This window comes from Nonomuraea sp. ZG12 (assembly GCF_052068115.1).
Taxonomy (GTDB): Bacteria; Actinomycetota; Actinomycetes; order Streptosporangiales; family Streptosporangiaceae; genus Nonomuraea.
In genome coordinates this window covers 466,093-490,935 of sequence record NZ_JBQHCW010000003.1, presented here as the reverse complement: position 1 = coordinate 490,935, position 24,843 = coordinate 466,093, and the positions used below count along the sequence as shown (strand labels likewise).

Annotated in this window: 24 protein-coding genes; 14 read left to right on the top strand and 10 right to left on the bottom strand. The window is 69.5% G+C overall.

The window, feature by feature from the left end:
- Positions 1–2 precede the first annotated feature (2 nt).
- From ACTMTF_RS14125 to ACTMTF_RS14095, 7 genes are all read right to left on the bottom strand, one after another.
- Positions 3–1,235 carry an RNA polymerase sigma factor gene (locus ACTMTF_RS14125; RefSeq protein WP_441111000.1) on the bottom strand — a complete coding sequence of 411 codons (1,233 nt, stop codon included), beginning with the start codon at positions 1,233–1,235 and terminating at the stop codon, positions 3–5.
- Positions 1,232–1,567: a YciI family protein gene (locus ACTMTF_RS14120; RefSeq protein WP_441110999.1), complete on the bottom strand. Its 336-nt coding sequence runs from the start codon at positions 1,565–1,567 to the stop codon at positions 1,232–1,234. Before ACTMTF_RS14120 ends, ACTMTF_RS14125 begins: the two co-directional genes overlap by 4 nt.
- A 20-nt stretch (positions 1,568–1,587) precedes the next feature.
- The gene (locus ACTMTF_RS14115) at positions 1,588–2,208 is read right to left on the bottom strand and encodes a dihydrofolate reductase family protein (RefSeq protein WP_441110998.1); all 621 of its coding nucleotides are present in this window, start codon (positions 2,206–2,208) and stop codon (positions 1,588–1,590) included.
- Positions 2,209–2,280: 72 nt separating this feature from the next.
- A complete protein-coding gene (locus ACTMTF_RS14110) occupies positions 2,281–2,466 on the bottom strand; it encodes a hypothetical protein (protein WP_397010635.1) in 186 nt (61 codons plus the stop codon).
- A 415-nt stretch (positions 2,467–2,881) separates the two neighbouring features.
- Entirely contained in the window at positions 2,882–4,135 is a 1,254-nt protein-coding gene (locus tag ACTMTF_RS14105) for an arginine deiminase (protein WP_441110997.1), read from the bottom strand.
- A gap of 110 nt (positions 4,136–4,245) precedes the next feature.
- Entirely contained in the window at positions 4,246–4,905 is a 660-nt protein-coding gene (locus ACTMTF_RS14100) for a class I SAM-dependent methyltransferase (RefSeq protein ID WP_441110996.1), read from the bottom strand.
- Between the two features lie 114 nt (positions 4,906–5,019).
- Complete coding sequence (locus tag ACTMTF_RS14095) at positions 5,020–6,165, bottom strand: FAD-dependent monooxygenase (protein WP_441110995.1); 1,146 nt, start codon at positions 6,163–6,165, stop codon at positions 5,020–5,022.
- Positions 6,166–6,345: 180 nt separating this feature from the next.
- On the opposite strand from ACTMTF_RS14095, the gene dnaE reads away from it, so the two are divergent.
- The 5 genes from dnaE to ACTMTF_RS14070 all read left to right on the top strand — a co-directional run bounded on the left by dnaE (position 6,346) and on the right by ACTMTF_RS14070 (position 14,411).
- Positions 6,346–9,900, top strand: coding sequence for a DNA polymerase III subunit alpha (dnaE, locus tag ACTMTF_RS14090; RefSeq protein ID WP_441110994.1), 3,555 nt, complete (start codon positions 6,346–6,348; stop codon positions 9,898–9,900).
- 70 nt (positions 9,901–9,970) lie between these two features.
- Positions 9,971–11,662 carry an amidohydrolase gene (locus ACTMTF_RS14085; protein WP_441110993.1) on the top strand — a complete coding sequence of 564 codons (1,692 nt, stop codon included), beginning with the start codon at positions 9,971–9,973 and terminating at the stop codon, positions 11,660–11,662.
- A gap of 85 nt (positions 11,663–11,747) precedes the next feature.
- Entirely contained in the window at positions 11,748–12,389 is a 642-nt protein-coding gene (locus ACTMTF_RS14080) for a DUF1707 SHOCT-like domain-containing protein (protein ID WP_441110992.1), read from the top strand.
- A gap of 61 nt (positions 12,390–12,450) precedes the next feature.
- Positions 12,451–13,422, top strand: coding sequence for a tyrosine-type recombinase/integrase (locus ACTMTF_RS14075; protein WP_441110991.1), 972 nt, complete (start codon positions 12,451–12,453; stop codon positions 13,420–13,422).
- Positions 13,419–14,411 (top strand): BtrH N-terminal domain-containing protein, encoded by a 993-nt coding sequence (locus tag ACTMTF_RS14070; RefSeq protein ID WP_441110990.1) that lies wholly within the window; start codon positions 13,419–13,421, stop codon positions 14,409–14,411. The genes ACTMTF_RS14075 and ACTMTF_RS14070 overlap by 4 nt, the downstream gene beginning before the upstream one ends.
- Here the strand turns inward: ACTMTF_RS14070 and ACTMTF_RS14065 are convergent.
- The gene (locus tag ACTMTF_RS14065; protein WP_441110989.1) at positions 14,401–15,114 is read right to left on the bottom strand and encodes an SIR2 family NAD-dependent protein deacylase; all 714 of its coding nucleotides are present in this window, start codon (positions 15,112–15,114) and stop codon (positions 14,401–14,403) included. The two genes, ACTMTF_RS14070 and ACTMTF_RS14065, sit on opposite strands and share 11 nt — an antisense overlap.
- Before the next feature lie 214 nt (positions 15,115–15,328).
- Complete coding sequence (locus ACTMTF_RS14060) at positions 15,329–15,892, bottom strand: DUF3800 domain-containing protein (protein WP_441110988.1); 564 nt, start codon at positions 15,890–15,892, stop codon at positions 15,329–15,331.
- Positions 15,893–16,149: 257 nt separating this feature from the next.
- Here ACTMTF_RS14060 and ACTMTF_RS14055 point away from each other — a divergent pair, with 257 nt between their 5' ends.
- The 7 genes from ACTMTF_RS14055 (at position 16,150) to ACTMTF_RS14025 (ending at position 21,845) form a co-directional block, all read left to right on the top strand.
- Positions 16,150–17,241 carry a serine hydrolase domain-containing protein gene (locus ACTMTF_RS14055; protein WP_441110987.1) on the top strand — a complete coding sequence of 364 codons (1,092 nt, stop codon included), beginning with the start codon at positions 16,150–16,152 and terminating at the stop codon, positions 17,239–17,241.
- A 146-nt stretch (positions 17,242–17,387) separates the two neighbouring features.
- Positions 17,388–17,807 carry an RNA polymerase sigma factor gene (locus tag ACTMTF_RS14050; protein WP_441110986.1) on the top strand — a complete coding sequence of 140 codons (420 nt, stop codon included), beginning with the start codon at positions 17,388–17,390 and terminating at the stop codon, positions 17,805–17,807.
- Positions 17,804–18,292 (top strand): hypothetical protein, encoded by a 489-nt coding sequence (locus ACTMTF_RS14045; RefSeq protein ID WP_441110985.1) that lies wholly within the window; start codon positions 17,804–17,806, stop codon positions 18,290–18,292. Before ACTMTF_RS14050 ends, ACTMTF_RS14045 begins: the two co-directional genes overlap by 4 nt.
- Complete coding sequence (locus ACTMTF_RS14040; RefSeq protein WP_441110984.1) at positions 18,289–18,984, top strand: ABC transporter ATP-binding protein; 696 nt, start codon at positions 18,289–18,291, stop codon at positions 18,982–18,984. Before ACTMTF_RS14045 ends, ACTMTF_RS14040 begins: the two co-directional genes overlap by 4 nt.
- Complete coding sequence (locus tag ACTMTF_RS14035; protein WP_441110983.1) at positions 18,981–19,619, top strand: ABC transporter permease subunit; 639 nt, start codon at positions 18,981–18,983, stop codon at positions 19,617–19,619. Before ACTMTF_RS14040 ends, ACTMTF_RS14035 begins: the two co-directional genes overlap by 4 nt.
- 169 nt (positions 19,620–19,788) lie before the next feature.
- On the top strand, positions 19,789–20,991 hold the full coding sequence (locus tag ACTMTF_RS14030; RefSeq protein WP_441110982.1) for an erythromycin esterase family protein: 1,203 nt from the start codon (positions 19,789–19,791) through the stop codon (positions 20,989–20,991).
- A 110-nt stretch (positions 20,992–21,101) separates the two neighbouring features.
- A complete protein-coding gene (locus ACTMTF_RS14025; RefSeq protein ID WP_441110981.1) occupies positions 21,102–21,845 on the top strand; it encodes a class I SAM-dependent methyltransferase in 744 nt (247 codons plus the stop codon).
- A 365-nt stretch (positions 21,846–22,210) separates the two neighbouring features.
- Here ACTMTF_RS14025 and ACTMTF_RS14020 read toward each other — a convergent pair whose 3' ends face one another.
- A complete protein-coding gene (locus tag ACTMTF_RS14020) occupies positions 22,211–22,984 on the bottom strand; it encodes a lysostaphin resistance A-like protein (RefSeq protein WP_441110980.1) in 774 nt (257 codons plus the stop codon).
- 123 nt (positions 22,985–23,107) lie between these two features.
- Here ACTMTF_RS14020 and ACTMTF_RS14015 point away from each other — a divergent pair, with 123 nt between their 5' ends.
- Together ACTMTF_RS14015 and ACTMTF_RS14010 are read left to right on the top strand one after the other, a co-directional pair.
- Complete coding sequence (locus ACTMTF_RS14015) at positions 23,108–24,199, top strand: sensor histidine kinase (RefSeq protein ID WP_441110979.1); 1,092 nt, start codon at positions 23,108–23,110, stop codon at positions 24,197–24,199.
- Positions 24,196–24,831, top strand: coding sequence for a response regulator (locus tag ACTMTF_RS14010; RefSeq protein ID WP_441110978.1), 636 nt, complete (start codon positions 24,196–24,198; stop codon positions 24,829–24,831). The genes ACTMTF_RS14015 and ACTMTF_RS14010 overlap by 4 nt, the downstream gene beginning before the upstream one ends.
- The last annotated feature ends 12 nt before the right edge of the window (positions 24,832–24,843 follow it).

Sequence of the window (24,843 nt, the reverse complement as noted above, 5' to 3'; positions counted from 1 at the left end):
GGTCAAGTTTCCACAGGGCCAGCCCAAAGGGCCCGCCGCTTTTCGGTGAGGAAGGCCCGTTCGGCGCCGTTGCCGGCCAGCGTGATCGCTCGCTCGTACGCCTCGGCGGCCTCGGCCCGGCGGCCCAGCCGGCGCAGCAGGTCGGCCCGGACCGCCGGCAGGTAGTGGTAGGCGGCGAGCCGCTCGTCCCGCTCCAGCGCCTCGACCTCGGCCAGGGCGGCGGCCGGGCCGCTGACCATGGCGACCGCCACCGCCCGGTTGAGCGCCACCACCGGCGACGGCCAGACCTTGAGCAACTCGTCGTAGAGCACCAGGATCTGCTCCCAGTCCGTGTCGGCGTAGGCCGGCGCGGTGGCGTGCAGCGTCGCGATGGCGGCCTGCAGGGCGAACCGGCCCGGCGCGCCGCCGCGCAGCGCGCCCACGACCAGCGCGTCCGCCTCGGCGACGGCCTCCTGGTCCCAGGCCGAACGGTCCTGCTCCGCCAGCGGCAGCAGGCGCCCGTCCGCCGTGGCGCGGGTGGTCCGGCGGGCGTGACCGGCCAGCAGCAGGGCGAGCAGTCCGCGTGCCTCCCGCTCGTCCGGCATCAGGTCGCGGAGCATGCGTGCCAGGTCGAGCGCGTGCGCGACCAGGTCGTCCCTGGTCAGCGCGGCCCCCGCCGGCGCGGTGTGGCCGGTGGTGAAGAGCAGGTGGATCGTGGTGAGCGCGGCGTCCAGCCGGTCCGGCAGCTCGGCCGGGGCCGGCATCCTGAACGGGATCCCCGCCGCCATGATCTTCTTCTTGGCCCGGGTGATCCGGGCCGCCATGGTCGGCTCGGAGACCAGGAACGCGCGGGCGACGTCCGGCGTGCTCACCCCGCAGACCAGCCGCAGGGTGAGCGCGACCTGTGCCTCGACGGCCAGCGCCGGATGGCAGCACAGGAAGACCAGCCGCAGCCGGTCGTCGTACGGCACCGGCTCGGCGGCCACGTCCGGCTCCACCAGCAGGTGCAGCTTCGAGCGCAGCGTGCCGGCCCGGCGCAGGGCGTCCAGCGCGTTGTGCCGGGCGGCGGTGGTCAGCCAGGCGCCCGGCCTGGCGGGCACGCCGTCGCGCGTCCAGGAGTCGAGCGCCGCGGTGTACGCGTCCTGGACGCACTCCTCGGCCAGGTCCAGGTCACGGGTGACGCGCACCGTCGCGGCGAGCAACCTGGCCCACTCGCGACGGTGCGCCTCGGCCACCGCCTGAAGGACGGAGGTCATTCGGTGAGCAGCGGCCGCACTTCCACGGCGCCGTCCATGATCGGCAGCAGTCGGCCGATGGCGACCGCCGTCTCCAGGTCCGCGGCCTCCACCACGAAGAACCCGGCGATCACCTCCTTGCTCTCCAGGAACGGGCCGTCGGTGACCAGGCCGCCCTTGTGGATCGTCCGGGTGGCCGCACTGGGCTGCAACGCCTGCTCGTGGACGACCGTCGCGCCCATCGCGGCGATCTGCTCGCCGGCGCGCAGGTTGGCCTCCATGACCTCGGGCGGGATGTCGGCCACCCCTCCGGGCGTCTCCTTCTCGTAGATCAGAATCGCGTACTGCGGCATGGCCGCTCCCCTTCGCTCGATCACCAGTTGCCGGTCTCCGGGCCGAGTTCGCCGTAGCCCACCTTGCCACTTCTCGCGTACGTGCTCAGGACCACGCCCGTGCTCGACGTCGTGCTGTCGAGCAGCTTGAACCCGGCCGTTCCGGTCCTGAAGAGCCGCTTGCCGGAGCCGAGGAGCACCGGGAAGACCAGCAGGTGGAACTCGTCCACGAGGTCGTGCTCGATGAGCGTCTGGATCAGCTCGCCACTGCCGTGCACCTGGATCTCGCCGCCCTCGTCCCGCTTGAGCTCGCCGACCGCCTCGGCGACGTCGCCGGTGAGCAGCGTCGAGTTCTGCCACGTCACGGTGTCCAGGGTGCGTGACGCGACGTACTTGCGCAGGCCGTTCATCGTCTCCCCGATCGGGTCGCCGGGGCCGGCCAGCGGCCAGGTGGCGGCGAAGCCCTCGTAGGTCCTGCGCCCGAGCAGCAGCGCGTCGGCCCTGGCGGTCAGCGCGGCCATCCGCTGGATGAGCTCCTCGTTCATGTGCGGCACCGCCCAGCCGCCGTGCTCGAACCCGCCTTCGCGGTCCTCGTCCGCGCCCCCGGGCGCCTGTACGACGCCGTCCAGCGACATGAACGTGGTCACCATCAGTTTCCGCATGATCGTTCCTTGTCAGTCGGTGATGCCTCTCACTGACTACGGCGAACGAGCCCGGCGACAATCGACAGCTCGTCAGGAATGGGAGGCGCGAATCTCCGTCATGGTGAAGTCGTCGACGATGTGCCGGTTCTGCAGCAGGAAGCCGACCACCCCCGCCACCGCCTCCGCGCTCAGCTCCGCCCGGACATGGCCGCTCAGGATGTAGACCAGCGGCGTCGACGGCTGGTCCAGCGCGAACCGGCGGCCGTGGCGGTGCACGTCCTGCAGCGCCCTGATCGGGATCGGCCGCGTGGTGGTGAACCACGCCGCGACTTCCCACAGGGGCAGCTCCGGGTCGGCCGTGGCGCAGGCGTCATAGCACGCGATGCAGCCGTTTCCGGCGTGCTGGCCGTGCGGGCAGGTCCACTTGACGACGTCGGCCGAGCTCTGGTTGCTCAGCGTCGTCGCCTCGGTGATGCGGCGGCGCGCCGGACGCGGCGCGTCCCCGAACGGCGGATATGAGTCGCTGACGATGATGGTTCCCTTCGGGCCCAGTTCGGCGTGGCCCGAGCCTAGCCCCGTGCGACGTCAGGGGGAATCAAGGCCACGCCTGTCGACCGCCGCCGAGGACAGCCGATGGACAAGGTCTGATCATTGTACGTGAGCCGCTGTTGTCACTGGTCAGGGGCGGGCCTCACACGGCGTCGCGCTGGATGGGACAGGTCATGCAGTGGGCACCGCCCCGGCCCTTGCCGAGCTCGAAGCCCTCGATCTCGATGACCTCGACGCCGTGCTCGCGCAGCTTGCGGTTGGTGGCCTGGTTCTTGTGGTAGCCGACGACGACCCCCGGCTCCAGGGCGAAGAAGTTGTTGCCGGAGTCCCACTGCTCGCGAGACTGCTGGGCGTCGTCACCGCCGGTGGGGATCACGTCCAGGTGGGGGATGCCGAGGGCCTCCTGGATCGCGGTGACGAAGCTCGGGTCGCGGTGGACGGTCAGCGTCCCGTCCTTGTCGCCGGGGCGCAGCGAGAAGGTGGCGGCCGTGGCCAGGAACGGCGTGTAGGCGGTGGCCTTGTCGGCGTCCAGGAGGGTGAAGACGGTGTCTAGGTGCATGTAGGAGCGCTGCTTGGGCACGTTCACGGCGATGATCCGCTCGGCAGCGCCGGAGGCGAACAGCGACAGCGCGAGGTGCTCGATGGTGCGCGGGCTGGTGCGTTCGCTGATGCCGATGACGACGACGCCGTTGCCGATCGGCATCATGTCGCCGCCCTCCATGGCGGCGTTGCCGTAGTCCTCCTCGTTGAAGCGCGCGTAGTCGCCCGCGTACGGATACCAGAACGAGAAGTCCGCCCCGGCGAACATCGGATGGTGGTGGTAGATCGTGCTCTGGTTCATGGTCTCCAGCAGCCGGGCGTGCCAGAACATCGGATTGAGCGAGACGCCCGCGTACAGCCAGGCGGCCGGGTCGCGCTGGTAGAGGCTGTTGGGCAGCGGCGGCAGGATGAACCGGCGCGGGCTCGTCCACGCGGCCACCAGCGAGGAGCCCTCCAGCTCGGCGGTGCCGAACTCCTCCTTGGTCAGGCCGCCGATCAGATGCCTGGCCAGGTCGGCGCCGCTCCAGGTGGACAGGGTGTCGCGCACGGTGTCGACCAGCGCGGGCCCGACCGTCAGGTGGGTGACGGCCTGCTCGACGGCCCGGCGCTTGACGTCGATGCCGGTGTCGAGAGCCTCGGCGAGCAGCTCGTGGTGGTAGTGGACGTCGATGCCGCGCTCACGCATCACGGCCACGAACGCGTCGTGCTCGCGCTGGGCGTGCTCCACCCACAGGATGTCGTCGAACAGCAGCTCGTCCATGTTGCTCGGAGTGAGCCGCCGCAGACTCAGATCGGGCCGGTGCACGATCACCTTGCGGAGCCGGCCCACCTCGGAGTGGACTCCGAACTCACTCATCCGCTAATTCCCCCTATGTGTCAACATGTCGGGTTCTGTCCATTCCCGTGCATGCTGTTTGTTACACCTGGCCTGATGCGGGGGTCCCAAACCGTTGCGGAGACGCCGGGCTAGGCGAGGCCGGCTTCAGGTCGTACGGCCTGGACGTAACGCAGCCGGGGCGGCAGCTCGCCCTCGGCCTCGACCCGGAAACCGGCGTCGGGGACGAGCGTGCCGAGCACGTCGTGGCCGTGATGCCGCAGGAGCAGCTCGCCCAGCCGCCTGGCCAGCGCGTTCGCCGGCGGCCTGAGGTCGGCGACGAGCAGCCGCCCGCCCGGCCGCAGCACGCGGAACATCTCCCGCAGCGTCTCCTGCCGGGCGTCGGCGGGGATGTGGTGCAGCGCCAGGCTGGAGACGACCGTGTCGAAGGAGCCGTCGGGGAACGGCAGGTCCTGCGCCCGGCCGACGGTGTAGTCGCAGTTGCCGGGAGCGCGGCCGAGCGCGTACTCGATCATGGAAGGGGAGGGGTCCAGGCCCGTCACGTGCCCGGCGGGCGTGACCACCGGAGCGAGCACCCGCGTCAGATAGCCGGTGCCGCAGCCCACGTCCAGGATGCGGTCGCCGGCTCGCGGCTTGGCGAGGGCCGCCAGGCGGGTGAAGGTGTAGCGCCGGCCTCCGGCGAAGGCGATGGCCGAGACGATCTCGTAGGCGCGCGGGTGATTGAGCGTCCCGCCGGAGTCGGCGTGCTCGGCGTGCTCGGCGTGGTGATGCAGCAGCTTGCCTGTGCTCATGGTGGGCTTCCCTTCTCTTCCGGCGTGTTTCAACGGTGAGCTTCCCTTCTCGTCCGGCGTTTTTCAACAGGGATGAGGGGCTGCCGGCTCCGGCAGCCCCTCCTGGGCGTACGTTCAGCGCCCGAACCGGCCGGCCAGCCGCCAGATCCGGTAGTACAGCGCCGGTGGGAGATGCGCGAGCAGCCCGGAGTGGCGCTGCCCGAGCAGTTCGAGCAGCTGCTCCGGGGGTCGGTCGATGTAGCGCGGGAGGTTCTCGAACCACTGGGCGCTGTGCCGGGCCGAGCGCTGGGCGGACCGGATCTCGCCGATGCGGTTGTGCTCGTAGCGGGTCAGGGCAGGCTCCAGCCGCGTGTCCCGCTGCAGCTCCTCGGCCAGGACGGCGGCGTCCCCCAGGGCGAGGCCGGTGCCCGAGCCGATGGAGTAGTGGGTGGTGTGCGCGGCGTCCCCGAGCAGGACGAGGTTGCCGCGGTGCCAGGTCCGGTTGGTCAGGGTGGGGAAGCGCTCCCAGCGTGCGCTGCCGTCGGCACGCGCGCGGCCGATCAGCGGGTGCCCGTCCAGCACGTCGGCGAAGAGCTTCTCCAGCATGCCCAGGCAGTCGGCCTCGTTCATCTGGTCGAACCCGAGGCCCTGCCACGTCTCGGGGGTGGATTCGACGACGCAGGTGCTCTGCTCCGGGCTGAAACCGTAGCCGTAGCACCAGATCCAGCCGTGGTCGGTCTCGGTGAAGGCGAAGGTGAAGGCGTCGAAGACCTTGGTGGTGCCGAGCCAGAGGTAGGGGTGGCGGCCGACCGTCACCTCGGTGCCGAAATGGTCGGCGTGACGCTCCCGCAGCACGCTGTTGACACCGTCGCCGGCGACGATGAGGTCGGCGTCGACCAGCTCGTCCTCGTCGAGGATCTCGCGTTCGAACTCCAGTCGCACCCCGAGCGCGCGGGCCCGGTCGGCGAGGATGTCGAGCAGCCGCTGCCGGCCCACGCCGAACCCCTCCGCGCCGTTCTCGACCGTGATCGTCACGCGGTCGTGGACGTGCGTGATCCAGTTCTCCCAGCGGACCGAGCTCTCGCTGATGGCGCGCCCGGACTCCGGGTCGGCGCTCCGCAGATAATCGATCAGCGCTTCCCAGTAGGTCACCCCCCAGCCGAACGTCGATCCGGCGGGGTTGCGTTCGTAGACGGTGATGTCATGGGACGGGTCCATCCGCTTCATCAGGATCGAGAAGTACAGGCTCGCGGGCCCGCCGCCGACACAGTCGATCTTCACACTGCCCCCTTATGTGACTGATTGTAATCAACATGTAGCACACCGTGTGTGAGGGGATATGGCGGGGGTCCTTCGGGGCCCGACAAGGTGCCGAGCCGTTGGGCGCGATGCCCCAACGGCTCCATGGGACGGAATAGGCTCGTGCGGTAACTCTGGCCGGGGCGAGCGTTAGGGGACCAGGTGAGCAAGTCCTTCGTACATCTGCACGTGCACACCGAGTACAGCATGCTGGACGGTGCGGCCAAGATGAAGCCGCTGTTCAAGGAGGCGGAGCGGCTGGAAATGCCCGCCATCGCGATGTCGGATCACGGCAACATGTTCGGTGCGTACGAGTTCCAGAAGGTGGCGAAGGGCAGTCCGGTCAAGCCGATCATCGGCATCGAGGCGTATGTCGCGCCGGAGAACCGGTTCGTGAAGAAACCGGTCTTCTGGGGCCGGCGCGCCGAGACCGGTGTGGCCGACGGCGAAGGCGGGAAGGACGTCTCCGGCGGCGGCCGGTTCACCCACATGACCATGTGGGCCAAGGACGCGGACGGTTTGCGAAATCTGTTCCGGCTGTCCTCGCTGGCGTCGTTCGAGGGCTACTACTCCAAGCCCCGGATGGACCAGGACCTGATCTCGCAGTACGCGTCCGGGATCATCGCCACCACCGGCTGTCCGTCCGGCGCGGTGCAGACCCGGCTGCGGCTCGGCCAGTATGACGAGGCGGTCCGGGTCGCCGGCGAATACCAGGAGATCTTCGGCAAGGAGAACTACTTCCTGGAGTTGATGGACCACGGCATCGACATCGAGCGGGAGGTTCGGGCGGATCTGCTGCGGCTGGCCAAGCAGCTCAACATCCCGCTCCTGGTCACCAACGACAGCCACTACGTGACCGAGGACCAGGCCGACGCGCACGACAGCCTCCTGTGCGTCGGCGTCGGCAAGAACAAGGACGACCCCAACCGCTTCCGGTTCAACGGGTCGGGCTACTACCTCAAGAGCGCCGACGAGATGTACGGCCTGTTCACCGACCTGCCGGAGGCGTGCGACAACACGCTGCTGGTCGCCGAGATGGTCGGCGACTACAGCGAGGTGTTCGCCGAGGTGAACCGGATGCCGGACTACCCCGACGTGCCCGAGGGGGAGACGCAGGAGTCGTGGCTGCGCAAGGAGGTGGAGCGCGGCCTGGAGCTGCGCTACGGCGCCCCGGTCCCGGCCGAGGTGCTGGAGCGGTACGAGACCGAGATGAAGGTCATCGGCCCGATGGGGTTCTCCTCCTACTTCCTGGTCGTGGCCGACATCTGCCGTTACGCCCGCGACAACGGCATCGCGGTGGGGCCGGGCCGAGGCAGCGCCACCGGGTCGATCGTCGCCTACGCCACCCGCATCACGGAGCTGGACCCGTTGGAGCACGGGCTGCTGTTCGAGCGGTTCCTCAACCCTGAGCGGATCAACCCGCCGGACATCGACCTGGACTTCGACGACCGCCAGCGCGACCGCATGGTGGCCTACGTCACCGAGAAGTACGGCAGCGAGTACACCGCGCAGGTCAACACCTTCGGCACGATCAAGGCCAAGGCCGCGGTCAAGGACGCTTCTCGAATCCTCGGTTACCCGTTCGCCGTGGGTGACAAGATCACCAAGGCGATGCCGCCGGATGTCATGGGCAAGGGCGTCCCGCTCGCGGACATGTTCAACGAGGACCACCCCCGCTACAACGAGGGCGGTGAGATCCGCGCCCTGTACGAGAACGACCCGGACGTGCACAAGGTCATCGACACCGGCCGGGGCATCGAAGGCCTGATCCGCGGCACCGGCGTGCACGCGGCCGCGGTCATCCTGTCGTCGGCGCCGCTGCTGGACCTGATCCCGATGCACAAGCGGGACAAGGACGGCGTGATCATCACCGGGTTCGACTACCCGAGCTGTGAAGACATGGGCCTGGTCAAGATGGACTTCCTGGGTCTGCGCAACCTGGGCATCATCGACCACGCCATCAAGATCATCGAGCAGAACCGGGGCGTCAAGCTCGACACCCTCACGCTGCCTCTCGACGACGAGACGACGTACAAGCTGCTGGCCCGCGGTGACACCCTCGGCGTGTTCCAGCTCGACGGCGGCCCCATGCGGCAGCTGCTCAAGCTGATGGAGCCGAGCCGGTTCGAGGACATCGCCGCCGTGCTCGCCCTCTACCGGCCGGGGCCGATGGCGGCCAACGCGCACACCAACTACGCGCACCGCAAGAACGCCCGCCAGGACATCGAGCCCATCCACCCGGAGCTGAAGGAAGCCCTGGACCCGATCCTGGGCACCACCTTCCACCTGCTCGTCTACCAGGAGCAGATCATGGCCGTCGCCCGCGAGCTCGCGGGCTACACCCTGGGCGGCGCCGACATGCTGCGTCGGGCCATGGGCAAGAAGAAGAAGGAGGTCCTGGACGCCGAGTGGGGCAAGTTCTCGTCCGGCATGCGCGCCAACGGCTACTCCGACGAGGCGATCCAGGCGCTGTGGGACGTCATGGTGCCGTTCTCCGGCTACGCGTTCAACAAGTCGCACACCGCCGGCTACGGACTGGTCGCCTACTGGACCGCCTACCTGAAGGCCAATTACCCCGCCGAATACATGGCCGCCCTGCTCACCTCGGTGGGGGACGACAAGGACAAGGCCGCGGTCTACCTGGCCGAATGCCGAAAAATGGGCATTCAGGTGCTCGCCCCGGACGTCAACGAATCCCAGCTCGACTTCGTCGCGGTCGGCGACGACAAGGTGCGCTTCGGCCTCGGCGCGGTCCGCAACGTCGGTGCGAACGTCGTCGAGGGCGTCGTCAAGGCCCGCAAGGAGAAGGGCCGCTACACCGACTTCGACGACTTCCTGGCCAAGGTGCCGCTCGCCGTCTGCAACAAGCGGGTCATCGAATCACTGATCAAGGCGGGCGCGTTCGACTCGCTCGACCATCCGCGCAAGGGCGCGCTCATGATCCATGAGCAGGCGGTCGAGTCGGTCATCGACATCAAGAAGAACGAGGCCCACGGCCAGGACTCCCTGTTCGGCGGCGTGGACGACGCCAGCGAGGACACGGCGTTCACCATCGCCATCCCCGACATGGAGTGGGACAAGAAGACCAAGCTCGACTTCGAGCGGGAGATGCTCGGCCTGTACGTCTCCGACCACCCGCTCGCCGGGGCGGAGCGGCTGCTGGCCCGTAACCGGGACACCACGATCGCCGACCTGCTCGACAGCGGCCGCGACGACCGCGGCGACGTCACCGTCTGCGGCATGATCGCCAACGTGGACAAGCGGGTCAACAAGGCCGGCAACGTGTGGGCGATCGTCACCGTCGAGGACATGGACGCCGCGGTGGAGTGCCTGTTCTTCCCCAAGAGCCACGAGCTGTACGGGCCGGAGCTGCGTAAGGACGCCGTGGTGTCGGTGCGCGGGCAGATCAACAACCGCGACGGCGCCATCTCGGTCTTCGCCCAGGACCTGACCCCGATCGACGTGTCCGGCATCACCAGCGACGCCGGACACCCCGTCACCCTGAAACTGCGTGAGGAACGCATCAACCCGCAGGTCATCGACGAGCTCCGCAACGTGTTGCAGCTGCACCAAGGACAGGTGCCGCTGCAGATCAACCTGCGGCGCCTCGCCGGCAACACCATCGTGCTCGCGTTGCCGGAATTCCAGGTCAACCCCGAACCCAGCTTCGCCGCCGACATCAAGCAGCTTTTCGGGTCGGAGGCGATCTCGCTCTAGACCGGCGAGCCGCCTCTTGCCGCCGACGATCTATCAGCCGATAGTTGAGTCTTAAACGAAAGGCGGCTCGATGAGCATGGATCTCTCTCGGCGTAGTGTCCTCGGCACCGGTGCGGCGGCGATCGGCGGCGCGATCGCCACCGCCGGTGCGGCGGTGGCTTCGGCGGCTTCGCCGTCTTCGGCCACGACCCGGACCGTGCCGCAGGGTGACCTGGTCCTCCACAACGGAAAGATCCGTACCTTCGACGATCGCGACCGCACCGTCTCCGGAGTCGCCGTCGTGCAGGGCCGCATCGTGGGGGCCGGGTTGAGCCTCGGCCGGCTGAGGCAACTGGTCGCCCGGGACGCGAAGGTGATCGACCTGCGCGGCCGCACCGTGATCCCGGGCATGATCGAGGCGCACGTGCACTTCGTCAGCCTGGCGATCCGGCCCGGCTATCACGTGGTGATCGAGAACGCGGGGGACATCGCCGGGATCCAGAAGTCACTCGCGGCCCGCCGCCGGGGGGTGCCGGAAGGTCAGTTCGTCACCGCGATGGGCGGCTGGCACCCGAACATGTTCGCCGAGCGCCGCCTGCCCGACCTGGCCGAGCTGGACGCCGCCGTGCCGGACCGCCCGGTGCTGCTGTTCCAGGGGTTCACCGGCCCGGCCGTCACGAACAGCGCGGGCAAGGCGGTGCTGGAGTCGGCGGAGGTGCCGTCGGTCGTCGGCGCGGACGGCTCGATCGCCTCCGGGGCGAACGCCACGGCCGCCCTGTACAACGTCCGCCTCACCCAGACCTTCGAGGACAGGAAACGCAGCACCCTCGACGCCATGGCCTACGCGGCGAGCGTCGGCATCACCAGCGTGCAGGATCATGTCGGCTTCCCCGTGGTCGGGCCGCCCGCCCCCGGCCAGTTCCTGTCCAACTTCGACCACTATCGGATGTACGACTCCTGGCTCGCCCTGCACCGGGAGGACCGTACCTTCATCCGGCTGCAGACCAACTTCCTGCACAACCAGAACGACATCGACCTGCCCGAGCTCACCCAGCGGCTGAACAACCAGTTCCAGCTCTTCGGCGACGACCTGATGATGACCGGCGGCATCGGCGAGTGGGGCGCCCCCGGTGACGGCAGCGGCCCGGTCTGGGCGAAGGCCCAGCAACTGATCGCGCAGGCGGGCTGGCGCAACACCAACCGGGCACTCAGCCTGGCCGCGCTGGAGGCCGAGATCGCCGGCTACGAGGCGGTGAACGCCCAGCACGACATCACCAAGCTGCGCTGGCGCATCGACCACGTGCCGGTGGTGACCACGGCGCTGCTCGACAGGCTCCAGGCGCTCGGCGGCGCCGTCCAGTGCGGGACGTACAGCTACGTGGCGGGCGGCGGCACCGCGGCCGGCGCGCCCTTCCGCACCATCCTGGACCACGGCATCAAGGCCGGCATCCACCTCGACGGCGTCCACATCGCGCCGCTCAACCCCTGGTACGGCGTCTACTACGCCGTCACCGGCCGCAACGCGCTGGGGAACCTGGTCAACGACGGCCAGCAGATCACCAGGGACGAGGCGGTACGGCTGTACACGCGGGAGAACGCCTGGTTCCTCAACATGGAGGACAAACTCGGCACGATCGAGAACGGCAAGCTCGGCGACCTCGTCGTCCTGGACCGCGACTACCGCACGGCCGGCGACGAGGACCTCAAGCGCATCAAACCGATCCTCACCACGGTCGGCGGCACGATCGTGTACGACTCCGGCGACCTGACCGGCCGCCACTAGCTCCCGCCTGTCCCGAGCCGGCCGACTCCGTCAGGTCATGATCACAAAGAACCCCACATAATCTCCCTTATGGGGGTGTATCGTAATGATCTCCGGTGTTCCGGGCCCCTACCCCTACCTGAAAGCGAACGCGATGGACGCAAACCAGCAGCCGCTTCCCTCTAGCTCTGATCAGGTGCGTGTTTCGCATGACGAGCGCGAAGCGATGGTGGAGCGGCTCAACACCGCGGCGGCCGAGGGGCGAATCGACTTCAGCGAGCTGGAAGTGCGGCTGGACCTGGCGCTGAACGCCAAGACGTACGCCGACCTGGAGCGCCTCGCCACCGATCTGCCGCAAGAGATTCCAGCAGAGCCGCTGGTTCTCAAGGGAGGCATCAACGGCGCGGCGCGGACCGGCCGCTGGCGGGTGCCTGCGCGCATCACCGTGTATGGCGGCATGGGCGGCGCCAAGCTCGACTTCACCCAGGCCGAATGCCGGCTGCGCGAGATCGCGATAGAAGCGTACGGGCAGATGGCCGGTGTGACGATCATCATCCCCGATGGGTGGGTGGCGGAGACCTCGGAGATGAGTCCAGGCCTTGGTGGTTTCAAGGACAAGACCACATCCCAGCGGCTCCCAGGGACGCCACGGGTCCGCCTCGCCGGCGACGGCGGCGCCGCGGGCGTGGTCATCCGCCACCCGAACAGCTGGGAACGTCGAGTACAGCGGCGCGCTCAGGGACGTTGAACGACAACAGCCGTGCGCTCGCCAAGGCCACCATCCGCCCGCGCTGGGGGAAGGTCGAGCCGTGACCGTCGAGCCGGCGCCACACGCGGGTGACGATCTGGCGTACCCACTCCGCATGCCCGGCTCCGTGCGTGACCTGACGAAGGCGTGGCTGCTGTCCTACAACTCCCCGAACACCCGCGACGCCTACCGGCGTGAGATCGAGCGGTGGTTCTGCTTCTGCGCCGAGATCGGCCTCGACCCGCTGCAGGCGCGGAAGTCCCACGGCGATGTCTACCAACGATGGCTGGAGCTGCAGGCCGGCCGGCCGATCCCGCCCCAGACGATGAACTTGCGGATCTCGGCCGTGTCATCGTGGTACGACTACCTCTTCGACGAAGACGTCATCGATGCCAACCGGTTCAAAGGAACCCGCCGGCCGAAGGTGAACCGGCAGCGCTCCGAGACCGTGGGCCTCACCCGCGCCGAAGCCCGTGACGTGCTGTACGCGGCCGACCACGACCACGGTCGGGAACGGCTCCGCACAGCGGCGCTCATCCGGCTGCTCATGGAGACCGGCGTCCGTGTCACCGAGGCCTTGACCGCGCAGTTGCCCGATCTCGGGCACGAGCGCGGTCACCGCACCCTGCGGATCGTCGGCAAGGGCGACAAGCCGCAGACGCGGAAGATCCAGCCGGCGGCGGCGCACGCGATCGACGCGTACTTGACCCACCGCGCCGAACGCGCCGGGATCACGGTGGAGGAGCTGACCGGGCCGCTGTTCGTGTCCGCCTCCGGGCGGCGGCTCGACCGCAAGGACGTCTACGACCTGGTGGAGCGCATCGGCCGCCAGGCCGGGATCACCGGGCTCCACCCGCACCAGCTCCGGCGCACGTTCGCGACCCTCGCCGATGAGGCGGGCGTCGACCCCGAAGCCCGTCGTGACCTCGTCGTGCGGCTGGACTCTCCCACGGTGGGAGGCGTCATGCTGCTCCCAGTGGTTCCCGCATCAGGTGCGGGTTCGTCACGTCAGCATCAGGAGAGCGACGCATGACCATCGTGAAGGACATCGAGGCCCGCGGCATGCGCCACTGCGAGACGACGGCGCTGGGGGTGCTGCTGCGGCATGAGGGACTCGATCTGTCCGAGCCCATGCTGTTCGGGCTGGGCTCGGGGCTGTCCTTCGTCTACTGGGACAGCAAGAGCATGGCGTTCCCCTTCCTCGGCGGCCGCGTCAAGCCTTTCGAGCTCACCAGGAACCTGGCCGCCAGGCTGGGACTGACGTTGACGACCAAGGAGACCACCTCGCCCCGCAAGGCGTGGGTGAACGTGGCCGCCCCCATCGACGCCGGTAGGCCGGTCGGCCTCCAGCTCGACTGCTACCACCTGGACTATTTCCACTCCAAGGTGCACTTCGGCGGTCACGTCGTCGCGATGTACGGCTACGACGAGCATGACGTCTACCTGGTGGACACCGACCAGCAGGGCGGAGCGGTGCGCACCAGCCGGGCCGGCCTCGCCCTGGCGCGGGCCGAACGCGGACCGATGACCGCCAGGAACCGATCCTTCACCATCTCCCCGCCGGCTCACCCGCTTTCCTGGCAGGACCAGATCATCCCCGCCATCAAGGACTGCGCCGACGCCTTCCTCGCCGCCCCCATCGCGAACCTGGGCCATCGCGGCATCGAGAAAGCCGGCAAACAGGTGCCCGGATGGCTGCAACGCGCGGGGGAGCCGCAGCGGGACCTGCCGCAGGCCGCCCTCCTCATGGAGAAGGGCGGCACCGGCGGCGCCCTGTTCCGCGCCCTCTACCGCGACTTCCTCGACGAATGCACCCGGCTGATCGACGACGACGACCTCCGCGCCGGTCACCGGCTGTACGCCGAGGCCGCCGTCCTGTGGACGGACGTGTCCGCCTTGATCGCGAAGGCTGGAGAGAACGGCGACGTGGCGTACCTTGAGCAGGCCGGCGTCATCCTGCACGATCTCGCGCGCATCGAGAGGGACGCCATGCAGGTGCTTCGTCAGCTGGTCAGGCGGTGAACCGCGCCACGAGCTGAGGGACCGCCTCGCCGATCGGGTCCCTGATCAGCTCGGCGGCGAAGTCGTCGTACGGGGTCGGCTCGGCGTTCACGATGACGAACCGCGCGCCGGACCTGACCGCGAGGCCCGCCAGCGAGGCGGCGGGCTGCACCTGCAGGGAGGTGCCGATGGCGACGAAGGTGGTGGACCTCTCCGTGGCCTGGACCGCCTCGGCGACGACCTCGCCGGGCAGGGCCTCGCCGAACATGACCGTGGTCGTCTTGAGGATCCCGCCGCACACCAGGCAGGCGGGATCCGGCTCACCCTCGTCGATCCGCGCCAGCGCCTCCGCCAGGGTGGAACGGGCCTCGCAGCGCACGCACAGCACACCGGACATGTTGCCGTGTAGTTCCAGCACCCGATCGGGGCTGGAGCCGGCCTTCTGGTGCAGGCCGTCGATGTTCTGCGTGACCAGGCGGTCCAGCAGCCCGGCCCGCTCCAGCTCGACCAGGGCCAGGTGAGCGGCGTTGGGCACGGCGGTCCTGGCGGGGCTGTTACGGCGGAACAGCCACGAGCGGCGGCGGATGTCGGGATCGGCCAGGTAGTAGTCGATGGTGACGAGCTTCTCGTGGTCCGGATCGTTCCGCCACAGGCCGGAGGGACCTCGGAAGTCGGGAATGCCGGAGTCGGTGGAGATGCCGGCGCCGGTCATGACGGTAATCATCACCACCCATTGTCCCAACAGGCGAGGTACCGCAGAGCCGCAAACCTATGTGGTGCGGCCCATGGGCTTTCACATTCGTACGGCGTACGCGTCGGAACGGGGTTGCCCGATCACACTTGGTGAGGCACACTGGGAACTGCCGCACCCCCGGTGGGTGTTGGAAGTGAGGCCGGGCCTCCCGATGGAATCGGGCGTCCGGCCTTTGCGCTCTCACTCAATTGATGCACACCACTCTTACGCGCTCTTCAAGGCGCTCGAAACCGGCGCTCTGGCCGTCTATCCACCAAGTGGTCGCGCCGACCACGGCATCGGCCGCCCAGAGCAGTGGCTCCTGGTGTGAAGGTAGCCAGTTGACTGTGACCGCTTTCGAGAGGGTTCGGGATTTCCGCAAGGCCATGACCATCAGAAGATCCAAGTGGTCCTGGCCGGGCGTGCGACTTTCCATGACGACCTCCGCCACGCCCGTGTTCTCCAGTTCGAGGAGCAGGCGCTCAAGACAGCGTCGGCGTGCTCGCTCGGTGCGGCACGTCCTGTCGAAGATGTGCACGGCCACAACGGCGGCAAGGGGCATCCTGGCGATTGCGTCAGCGATGATTCGCTGCCTGGCAACAGGCTCGTCGCGCCAGTGCAAGCGGGGGTTCTTGCCCAGGCGCAGCGACTCCAAGGTCAGGCGGGCCTCGTCATGGCCGCTGGAGTCGATGACGATCGCCGCCATCGCGTAGATGCTGTCATCGCCGGGTCGGCGACGCATGCTCTCGTCGACATAGGCTGTAAGCATAGAGTAAATATATAGTCACAGATCGTGAATGTGATGCTGTATTCGCCTCCGTCATAGCCGACGCCGTGGCCTGCGGTCTACCCTGCGGCGGGCGCAACTGGGGTTACGCCGGGCGCCTGATCCGCGTTGAGCCAGGGGGCATGCCCTGACGGCAGGTAGGGACACCCCCCGGGTGGGAGCGGTGCTGGCGTGACTGTGTTTCTGCGGGCCGGACGGGAGAGTCGTGGGAGACACTTTCCGATTCCTAAGGACTTCTCATGGCTCGCAGGACTGCTCACCGGTTGGTGGCCGCCGTTGTCGTCGGCGCGCTGGCGCTCGCTCCCCTGACCCCGGCGCTCGCCGCTACCGACCCCGGGTTGGAGGAGCGGCTGGATCGGCTTACCGGGGAAGGTGGCGTGGCGGGGGCCCTGGCGCGTACCAGCGACGGCGTGACGGTGGTGTCCGGCACCGCTGAGCGGGGGACCGGGCTGCCGATGGTCGGGGCGGATGCGAGCTTCCGGGTGGGGAGCTTGAGCAAGCCGGTGATCGCCGTGACGGTGATGCGGCTGGTCGAGCGGGGCGAGATCAAGCTGGGGGCGCCTGTCGAGCGGTATCTGCCCGAGGTCCTGCGGGGGCAGGGCGCGGGGGCGGCGATCGACGGGCGGAAGATCACGGTACGGGATCTGCTGCGGCACACCAGTGGGCTGCCGGACTTCAGCGAGGCGGTCGACTGGTCGAAGTTGCCGCAGGACTATCTCAAGGTCGCGCTCGGGCTCAAGCCGACGCCCGTGGGGCAGTTCGCCTATTCCAACACCAACTACCTGGTGCTGGGCAAGATCATCCATGCGGTGACCGGGGAGGACTTCAGGCAGGTCTCCCGGGAACTGGTGATCAAGCCGTTGCGGATGCGGGACACGTACTGGCCGCGCAGGGGAGAGATGGGGATTCGCGGCGAGCACGCGCACACGTACGGGGTGAGTCCGGCGGATCCGGAGGGCGGGGTCGTCGATCTCACCCGGCTGCCGGGGTACGAGTTCGGGGCCAGTGGCGGGCTGGTGTCCACGCCGGACGATCTGAACCGGTTCTGGCGAGGTGTGCCGGCCAAGACGCTGCGGGCGATGACGGCGGATGCCGTACGGGTCGGCGCGCCGGGCTGGCCGGCCAAGGCGCGCTACGGGCTGGGGGCCGCGCAGGCTCGGCTGAGCTGCGGGGAGGTCTGGATGCACGGCGGCGATGTGCCTGGTGTGTCGGTGTTGTCCGGGCGGACTCGGGCCGGGCGGGCGGCGACCGTCTACGTCACCGGGTCAGCCGCCACGGAACGGCAGCGCGAGCGACTGCTCGACGCCTTCGACACGGCCATGTGCGGTTGATGACGGTGGTCGGCGTCAGCCGAGCCATGATCTACCGGCACCTCGATCCCGACCTGCGGTGATCGTCGTCGGTTCCGCACGATGATGTCGTGAATCGTGAACCTGATCGGCTTCTCGCCCGACTGTTCAGGTGACGGGAGGGCGAGATGATCGATGAGCTGCTGGTGGTGCGCGCGCAGTTGGGTGAGCGCGCGGCCCTGGCCGAGCTGGTGGCCCGGTGGCGCGTGCCGATATGGACATACGTGCGCCGCATGCTGGATGCCGAACGGGCCGACGACGTGACCCAGGAGATCTGGCCGGCCGTGGTCCGCGGCCTGTCCCGGCTGCGGGAACCCGGCCGGTTCGTGCCCTGGCTGTTCACGATCGCCCGGCGATCGGTGACCGACCGCCTGCGCAGCGAGTACGCGCAGGAGCGGGAGATTCTCGTCCTGTTCCACCTGGAGGACCTGTCGGTGGAGGACTGCGCGCGGATCTGCCAGGTCCCCGTCGGCACGGTGAAGTCCCGGCTCGATCGCGCCCGTCGGCTGCTGCGTGAACACCTTGACGGAAAGGGACACCGGCCATGACCGAGGAGGAGCCGCGCCTGTCGGCGCGGGACATGATCGAGCGGCTGGCGCCGGCGCTGTCGCTGAGGACGCGGATCAGGGCGGTGGCGGCGCTGCTCGCCGGACTGGCCGGCACGGTGTTCACGACCGCGCTGTGGTGGTCCGAGCCGGGTCCGCTGCCTGGCCGCACGTACCTGGCGTTCGCGCTGTTCACCGTTTTCTGCCTGGCCTGGGCCGGCTACGGGGGGTGGCTGCTGACGCGCAGGGTGCCGCTGTTCGCCACCGAGCAGGTGAGCGCCGCCTGGATCGCCCTGGTGGCCTCGACGGTCACCACCGCGGTCGTTGCCGTCGTCGCTGTCCAGCGCGGGACGGGCCTGGGCCTCGCGCTGGTGATCGGGGGCCTGTTCGTCGCGGCGGCGTTGGTGCTGGCCGTGCGCGCTCACGGTCGCCGGGCGGCGCTGCTGCGTCGCATGCGCGAGCTGACCGGCGGGACGGGGGAAGCGTGAACGCGTTGGAGACCAGCGAGCTGGGCAAGCGCTACGGGCACCGGTGGGCGCTGCGCGAGGCCACCATCGAGCTGCCCTCAGGGGCCAGGGCCGCCCTGGTCGGGCCGAACGGGGCGGGCAAGTCCACGCTACTGAACCTGGTGACCGGGCTGCTGGCGCCCACCACGGGCGGGGTGCGTGTTCTCGGCCGGCCGCTGGAAGCGGCCGCGGTCGCGTTCGTCGCCCAGGACAAGCCGCTGTATCGGCGCTGGAGCGTGGCCGACCTGCTGCGCTTCGGCGCGGCCACCAACCCCCGCTGGGACCGCGAACCCGCCGAGTCCCTGCTGCGCGCGCACGACATCGGCCTGCGCGAACGGGTGGACCGGTTGTCCGGCGGCCAGCGCACACTGGTCGCGCTCGCCCTGGCCATCGGCAAGCGCGCCGATCTGGTGGTGCTGGACGAGCCGCTGGCCGACCTGGATCCGCTGGCCCGGGTTCAGGTGATGAGCGTGCTGCGCGCCCTGGAGGCCACCGTGCTGCTGTCCTCGCACATCCTGGCCGATCTGGCCGAGGCATGCGATCACCTGATCCTGCTCGGCGCCGGCCGGGTCCGGCTGTGCGGCAGCTTCACCGACCTGCTGAGCACCCACCCCACCGCCGATCTGGAGGACCTCGTGCTGGACTTCTTGCGCAATCCCGAGGCGGCCCGGTGACGGGGCTGGTCTGGGTGGCCTGGCGCGGGCAACGCGCCCAGGCCACCGCCATCGCCGTTCTTCTCCTGCTGTACGGGGCCACCATTGTGGTGGAGCGTCTGGAGCCGGAGCTGAGCGGACTCACGTTCCAGCTGGCGGGTTTCCTGGCCGGGGCGGTCTGCCTGATCTGGGGCGCACCGCTGATCGCCCGCGAATTCGAGACCGGCACCTACAAGCTCGCCTGGACCCAGAGCCTGTCCCGAGGCCGGTGGCTTGCCGTCACCCTCGCCACCGCTGCCGCCGGCGCCCTTGCCGCGACCGCGGTCCTTGCCGCGCTGCTGACCTGGGCGCTACCGCAAGCCGAGGCGGACCCGATGGCCTGGCCGTACTACGAAAGCCACGGCCTGGTGCCGTACGGCAGGGTGCTGTTCGCGCTGACACTCGGCGTCGCACTCGGTGCGGTGACCCGGCACACCCGCATCGCCATGCCACTGTCGCTGCTGCTGGTCGGTGCGAGCCAACTCGCCGGCCGGGCACTGCGCGGGGGACTCGACCTGCCGTTCTGGCCCATGCAAGGGACCGAAACCGCCGCCTATCTGACTCTCGCACTCGTCCTGACCTGCATCGCCTACCTGGCGATACGACGCCGGGCCTGACAGGGAGGGATCGCGATGGCACACAACCCGAAGTTCATCCGCCGCCGATTCGGCAAGACCACCCTGGCTGGTGCCGCGCCATACCGCCCTCTTTTAAGGTTTTGCTCTGTCGAACTGGTGAAATGTCGGAAAAGGTTCAACCGATCTATTGAACGATATTCTTTAAGGTATGACAACTGGCATCAAGGACATCATTCATGCCATTGAGGTGGCCACCATCATGAGGCTCCTCCCGGCCCGGCCCAGGCTGCTCGCGCTGGGCGAGCCCACCCACGGCGAGGACACCCTGCTCGACGTTCGGAACGAGCTCTTCCGGCAGCTCGTCGAGCAGGAGGGCTACCGGGCGATCGCGATCGAGAGCGACTGCATGGCGGGCCTGGTCGTGGACGACTACGTCACCTCGGGCACGGGCACCCTCGACGAGGCCATGGAACGCGGCTTCAGTCATGGGTTCGGCGCGTCCGAGGCCAACCGCGAGCTCGTCCGCTGGATGCGCGCCTACAACGACGGCCGCCCCGCGTCCGATCAGCTGCGCTTCGCCGGGTTCGACGGCCCCCTGGAGATCAGCGGCCCCGAGAGCCCCCGGCAGGTCCTCACCGCACTCCATGACTACCTCGCCACCTGGGGCGACGCGGACCTGCTGCCCTGCACCGCCGAAACGCTCGACCGGCTGCTCGGCGCCGACGACCGGTGGACCGACCCTGCCACGATGATGGACCCGTCCGCGTCCGTGGGGCAGTCGGCCGAGGCCAGGGAGCTGCGGCTGCTCGCCGACGACCTGGTGGCGTTGCTCGACGCGCAGACGCCGCACCTGATCGCGGCGTCCTCGCGGGAGGACTTCGACCGGGCGAGCCTGTACGGGCGCACCGCCACCGGCCTGCTGCGCTACCACTTCTGGATGGCCGACCCGTCACCGAGCCGGTTGACGCGACTGCTGGGCGTGCGGGATTCGATGATGGCCCGCAACCTCCTCGCCGTCGCCGAACGGGGCCCGGCGCTGGTCTTCGCCCACAACAGCCATCTCCAGCGGGCGAAGAGCACGATGCGGATGGGCGGCCTGTCGCTGGAGTGGTGGAGCGCCGGCGCGATCGTGCACGCCCACCTGGGCGAGGAGTACGCCTTCCTGGCCATGGCACTCGGCACGATCCGGCACCAGGGTGTGGACACCCCGCCCCCGGACACTCTCGAAGGGCTCCTGTACGCGCTCCCCGAGGACCGTTACCTCGTCGACGCCCACCGGCTGGCCACCGACCTGGTCGACGCACTGCCGGCCCCCCGCGTGTCCCCCTGGTTCGGCTACGCCTCGCTGGACCCGGCGCACCTGGCCGGGATCGACGGGGTCGTATGGGTCAAGGACTCCCCGCGAGGCTAGACCCCCTCAGCGATCACTGGCCCGGGCGCCTTGGCCCCTCGCTCGGCACCTAGCCGACATATACCGTCATATGCGCCCGTATACCCCGGCTCAGTTGAAGGCGGTTGACCTTGCTCGACTACGACCGCGAGGCCGCACGCTACGACGCGACGCGAGGCGGGGACGCCCGCGCCGAGGCGGCGGCGGAGGCGGTGGAGAGGCTGCTGCCCGAGGGGGCGCGGGTCGTCGTGGACGTGGCCTGCGGTACGGGGATCGTCACCGCCCGGCTGCGGCGGCCGGGGCGGCGGGTGGCCGGCGTCGACCGGTCGGCCGGGATGGCGGAGGTGGCGGCGTCCCGGCTGCCGGGCGGGGTGGTGCGCGGCGACGCGGCCCGGCTGCCTCTCGCGGACGGGTCGGCGGACGCGGTCACCATCATCTGGTTGCTCCACCTGCTGGACCTGGCCGGCTCCGCCGCCGTGCTCGCACAGGCGGCACGGGCGCTGCGGCCGGGCGGGGCGCTCCTGACCACCGTCGACAAGAGCGCCGCCGCCTATCGCACCGGCGACGACGTCGCCGCGCTGGTCGGCCCGGCGCGTGACGCCCACACCCCGCCGCCGAGCGACGCGCTCGACCGGGTGCTGGAGGTTGGTTCGGGGCTGGGGCTCAGGATGGCGGGTCGTACGACGTTCGCCGGGCTCGGGCAGGGCCGCAGTCCTCGCGGATGGCGTGAGCTGGTCCCGGAGAGCTCATGGGGCCGCCGGATGGACGCCGCTGCTCTGGCCGAGCTCGGCAGCCGACTGGGCGACCTGCCCGGCCAGGACCGGCCGCGCCCCGACCCCGTCTACACCCTGGTCACGCTGGTGAAGCAGGGCTGAGACGTGTCACAGCCGTCAGGTGTCCGGGCGCGACGCCGCATCGCCGGCCTGTCGATCAAGCGTTGGGCGCCCAGATGCGATCAGAATTTCGTGGTCGTATCAACACGGGCTACTTTCCTGATTTCGTCGGGGTGGAGCAGGCGGAGGAGCCGCCGCTTGCGCGGTTTCGGCCATGCGACGTGCCCTGGTCGCGGTCGCCGCCGCAAGGACCTGCCGGGCCGGTAGGCGCGGCTGCCTGGCTGTCATGCCCCTGTTGCATCTCTTCCGGCGTGCGGGCGGTGTCACGGTTCCTCAACCGTTACCGCAGGCCGGCCACCCGGCACCGGTGCGGGGAATCCGCCCCGGTGCGACGAAGGTGACCGCCGCTACCGGGTCGGGGCCGGGCTGTGTGAGGTCGCCGTCCGCTCGCTCTGGCCCCTGAGCAGCAGGGCTCCTGCCAGCGTGAGGGTGATGGTCAGCAGCACGAGCGTGACGCCGTAGTGCACCGGCTGGAGGGGCAGCACGCGCAGGCCCAGGTGGAAGCCCCAGTGCACGCCGACCGCCATCCAGAGCCCGCCGCCGCGTACCCGTGCCGCTGTGCACGCGAAGCCGAGTGCCACGGCCATGACCACGTAGAGCAGCTTTTCCATAAGGGTGCTCGCCGGGCTCTGGGAGAAGATGTGCAGGACGCCGAATCCGGCCGAGCTGATGATCACGACTGCCCGTGGCGACAGTCGTACCGACAGGGTGTCCACGAGGTGGCCGCGCCAGAGCAGTTCCTCCGGGAACGCCTGGCCGAGCAGGATGACGACGGCGGCCAGCGGCAGCCAGACATAGGCGGAGGCGTCGACTGACACCCAGGTGGACGCGCCTACGGCGAGGGAGAGCCCGCTCGCGGCGAGCGGGGGCACAGCGCCCGCGAGCACGCCGAGCAGGACATGGGACGGGTTTCGCCAGCCCAGGGCCGACCACGGCCGCCGGTCGAGGAATCGGCGGACGAGATGGATGAGCAGGAGCGCGGTGAGCGTGACGCCGATCGCGCCGAGCGGCTCCCGCAGCGGATTCGCCTGGTCGAGGAGCAGTAAGGCGGGGCTGGAGCCGATGAAGATCTGCGCGAACATGACGACGATGACCAGGAGGACGGCCCAGAGGGTTCTCATGCCAGGCACGCTATGAACGCGCGGGTCCGTCGCGCATCGGGCCGGAGATAGAGACGACCATGACCGGGGTCATGGTGACTCGGGTGGGATCTCAGGCGTTCGGCGGGGTCGTAGGTTTGTCGTATGGCGTGGTTACGTGATCCCGATCGTCCGGTTCTCCTCAGTGCGGTGTTCTGGCTCGTGCTCGGCGCCACGGTCATGATCAACCTGGCGGCGCCCAGCGATGCGTGGCACCGGGTCCTGTTCCTCGCTGACGTCGCGCTGCTGTGCGGGTTCTGGCCGGTGATGCCGTGGCGGCCCGGCCGTGGTCGTCGCCTGGTGGCCCCCGCGTTCCTGGCGGGCGCGTTGGCGCTGGGGCTCACCGGGGCGGCCGGCACGCACATGCCCCTGCTGCTCATCGGCATGACCAACCTCGCCTTCGTGTACGGCGTGCGGGTCGCCGCCGCCATCCTCGCCGTGTTCGGTGCGATCATCGTCGTGGTCCTGCCCGTGGTCTACGGCAGGACGATCGTCGAGGCGCTGGTCGAGACGGCGGCGATCGCGGTGCTGGCCGCTTTCTCCATGGGGATGGCATCGGCGGTGCTGCGGGCCCGGCTCCTCGCCGAACGGGTGCGGGAGCTGACCGTCGCCGAGGAGCGCGCCAGGATGGCGGCGGAGATGCACGACTCGATCGGCCACCACCTGACCGTGATCAAGGTGGGGCTGGAGAACGCCGAGCGCTTCCGTGACAGCCGGCCCGTCGCCGCCTGGGAGGAAGTGCACCAGGCCAAGGAGCTCACGATCGCGGCGCTGGCCGACGCTCGCCGATGGGTGCGCGCGCTGCGCCCGCTCGCCCTCAACGGTCACCTGGGCAGTGCCGCGCTCCAGCGGCTGGCGGACTCCTTCACCGGCACCGGCGTCCGGGTCAGCTTCGACGTGACGGGGACCGAACGTTCGCTGGAGCCCGACGCCGAACTGGTGCTCTACCGTGTGCTGCAGGAGGGGCTCACCAACGCCCTCCGGCACGCCGAAGGCGAGTCCGTACGCGGCACGCTGGCGTTCGAGAAGGGGAAGGTCGTGCTCGTGGTCGCCGACGACGGCAAGGGCCGTGACGATGATCATGCCCACGGGTTCGGGCTGAGCTCGCTGACCGAGCGGGTCAAGGCGCTCGGCGGCGATCTCACCAGCGGAAACGCGGCCAGGGGCTTCGAGCTGCGCGCGGAGCTGCCGTCGTGAACGCGGTCCGGGTGCTGCTGGTCGACGATCAGGAGCTGATGCGGCAGGGCCTGCGCAAGCTGCTGGAGATCGAGGAGGGCATCGAGGTCGTGGGCGAGGCCGCCGACGGGGTGGTCGCGCTGGCGGTGGTGGGCGAGACCCGTCCCGACGTGGCCCTCGTGGACGCCCGGATGCCCCGGATGGACGGCGTGGAGCTGATCACCCGCCTCACGGTCGAGCATCCTTCGGTGGCGGCGATCGTGCTCAGCACCTTCGACGAGGACGACTACATCTTCGGCGCGCTGCGCGGCGGCGCCGTCGGCTACCTGCTCAAGGACTGCTCACCCGACGAACTGGTCGCGGCCATCCGGCAGGCGAGCCGCGGCGAGACCGTGCTGAGCAATCCGGTCGCCGCCCGGCTGGTCGCCAACCTCCGCCGGGAGCCGGTGGACGGCGCATTCCCCGGCCAGGAGCTTCTGTCGGCCCGGGAGCTCGAAGTGGCGCGGATGGTGGCCGCCGGCGCCGCCAACCGGGAGATCGCCGCCCGGCTGTTCATCACCGAAGGGACGGTGAAGAACCACGTCTCCAGCATGCTGCGCAAGCTGGGCCTGCGCGACCGCACCCAGCTGGCCCTGCGCCTGACGGGCCGGTGACCGGCCTCGGAC

Excerpts from the sequence above, each read along its gene's own strand:
- ACTMTF_RS14125 (WP_441111000.1), bottom strand. The coding sequence starts at position 1,235 with ATGACCTCCGTCCTTCAGGCGGTGGCCGAGGCGCACCGTCGCGAGTGG.
- ACTMTF_RS14120 (WP_441110999.1), bottom strand. The coding sequence starts at position 1,567 with ATGCCGCAGTACGCGATTCTGATCTACGAGAAGGAGACGCCCGGAGGG.
- ACTMTF_RS14115 (WP_441110998.1), bottom strand. The coding sequence starts at position 2,208 with ATGCGGAAACTGATGGTGACCACGTTCATGTCGCTGGACGGCGTCGTA.
- ACTMTF_RS14105 (WP_441110997.1), bottom strand. The coding sequence starts at position 4,135 with ATGAGTGAGTTCGGAGTCCACTCCGAGGTGGGCCGGCTCCGCAAGGTG.
- ACTMTF_RS14100 (WP_441110996.1), bottom strand. The coding sequence starts at position 4,905 with ATGAGCACAGGCAAGCTGCTGCATCACCACGCCGAGCACGCCGAGCAC.
- ACTMTF_RS14085 (WP_441110993.1), top strand. The coding sequence starts at position 9,971 with ATGAGCATGGATCTCTCTCGGCGTAGTGTCCTCGGCACCGGTGCGGCG.
- ACTMTF_RS14080 (WP_441110992.1), top strand. The coding sequence starts at position 11,748 with ATGATCTCCGGTGTTCCGGGCCCCTACCCCTACCTGAAAGCGAACGCG.
- ACTMTF_RS14070 (WP_441110990.1), top strand. The coding sequence starts at position 13,419 with ATGACCATCGTGAAGGACATCGAGGCCCGCGGCATGCGCCACTGCGAG.
- ACTMTF_RS14065 (WP_441110989.1), bottom strand. The coding sequence starts at position 15,114 with ATGATTACCGTCATGACCGGCGCCGGCATCTCCACCGACTCCGGCATT.
- ACTMTF_RS14060 (WP_441110988.1), bottom strand. The coding sequence starts at position 15,892 with ATGCTTACAGCCTATGTCGACGAGAGCATGCGTCGCCGACCCGGCGAT.
- ACTMTF_RS14055 (WP_441110987.1), top strand. The coding sequence starts at position 16,150 with ATGGCTCGCAGGACTGCTCACCGGTTGGTGGCCGCCGTTGTCGTCGGC.
- ACTMTF_RS14050 (WP_441110986.1), top strand. The coding sequence starts at position 17,388 with ATGATCGATGAGCTGCTGGTGGTGCGCGCGCAGTTGGGTGAGCGCGCG.
- ACTMTF_RS14045 (WP_441110985.1), top strand. The coding sequence starts at position 17,804 with ATGACCGAGGAGGAGCCGCGCCTGTCGGCGCGGGACATGATCGAGCGG.
- ACTMTF_RS14030 (WP_441110982.1), top strand. The coding sequence starts at position 19,789 with ATGACAACTGGCATCAAGGACATCATTCATGCCATTGAGGTGGCCACC.
- ACTMTF_RS14020 (WP_441110980.1), bottom strand. The coding sequence starts at position 22,984 with ATGAGAACCCTCTGGGCCGTCCTCCTGGTCATCGTCGTCATGTTCGCG.
- ACTMTF_RS14015 (WP_441110979.1), top strand. The coding sequence starts at position 23,108 with ATGGCGTGGTTACGTGATCCCGATCGTCCGGTTCTCCTCAGTGCGGTG.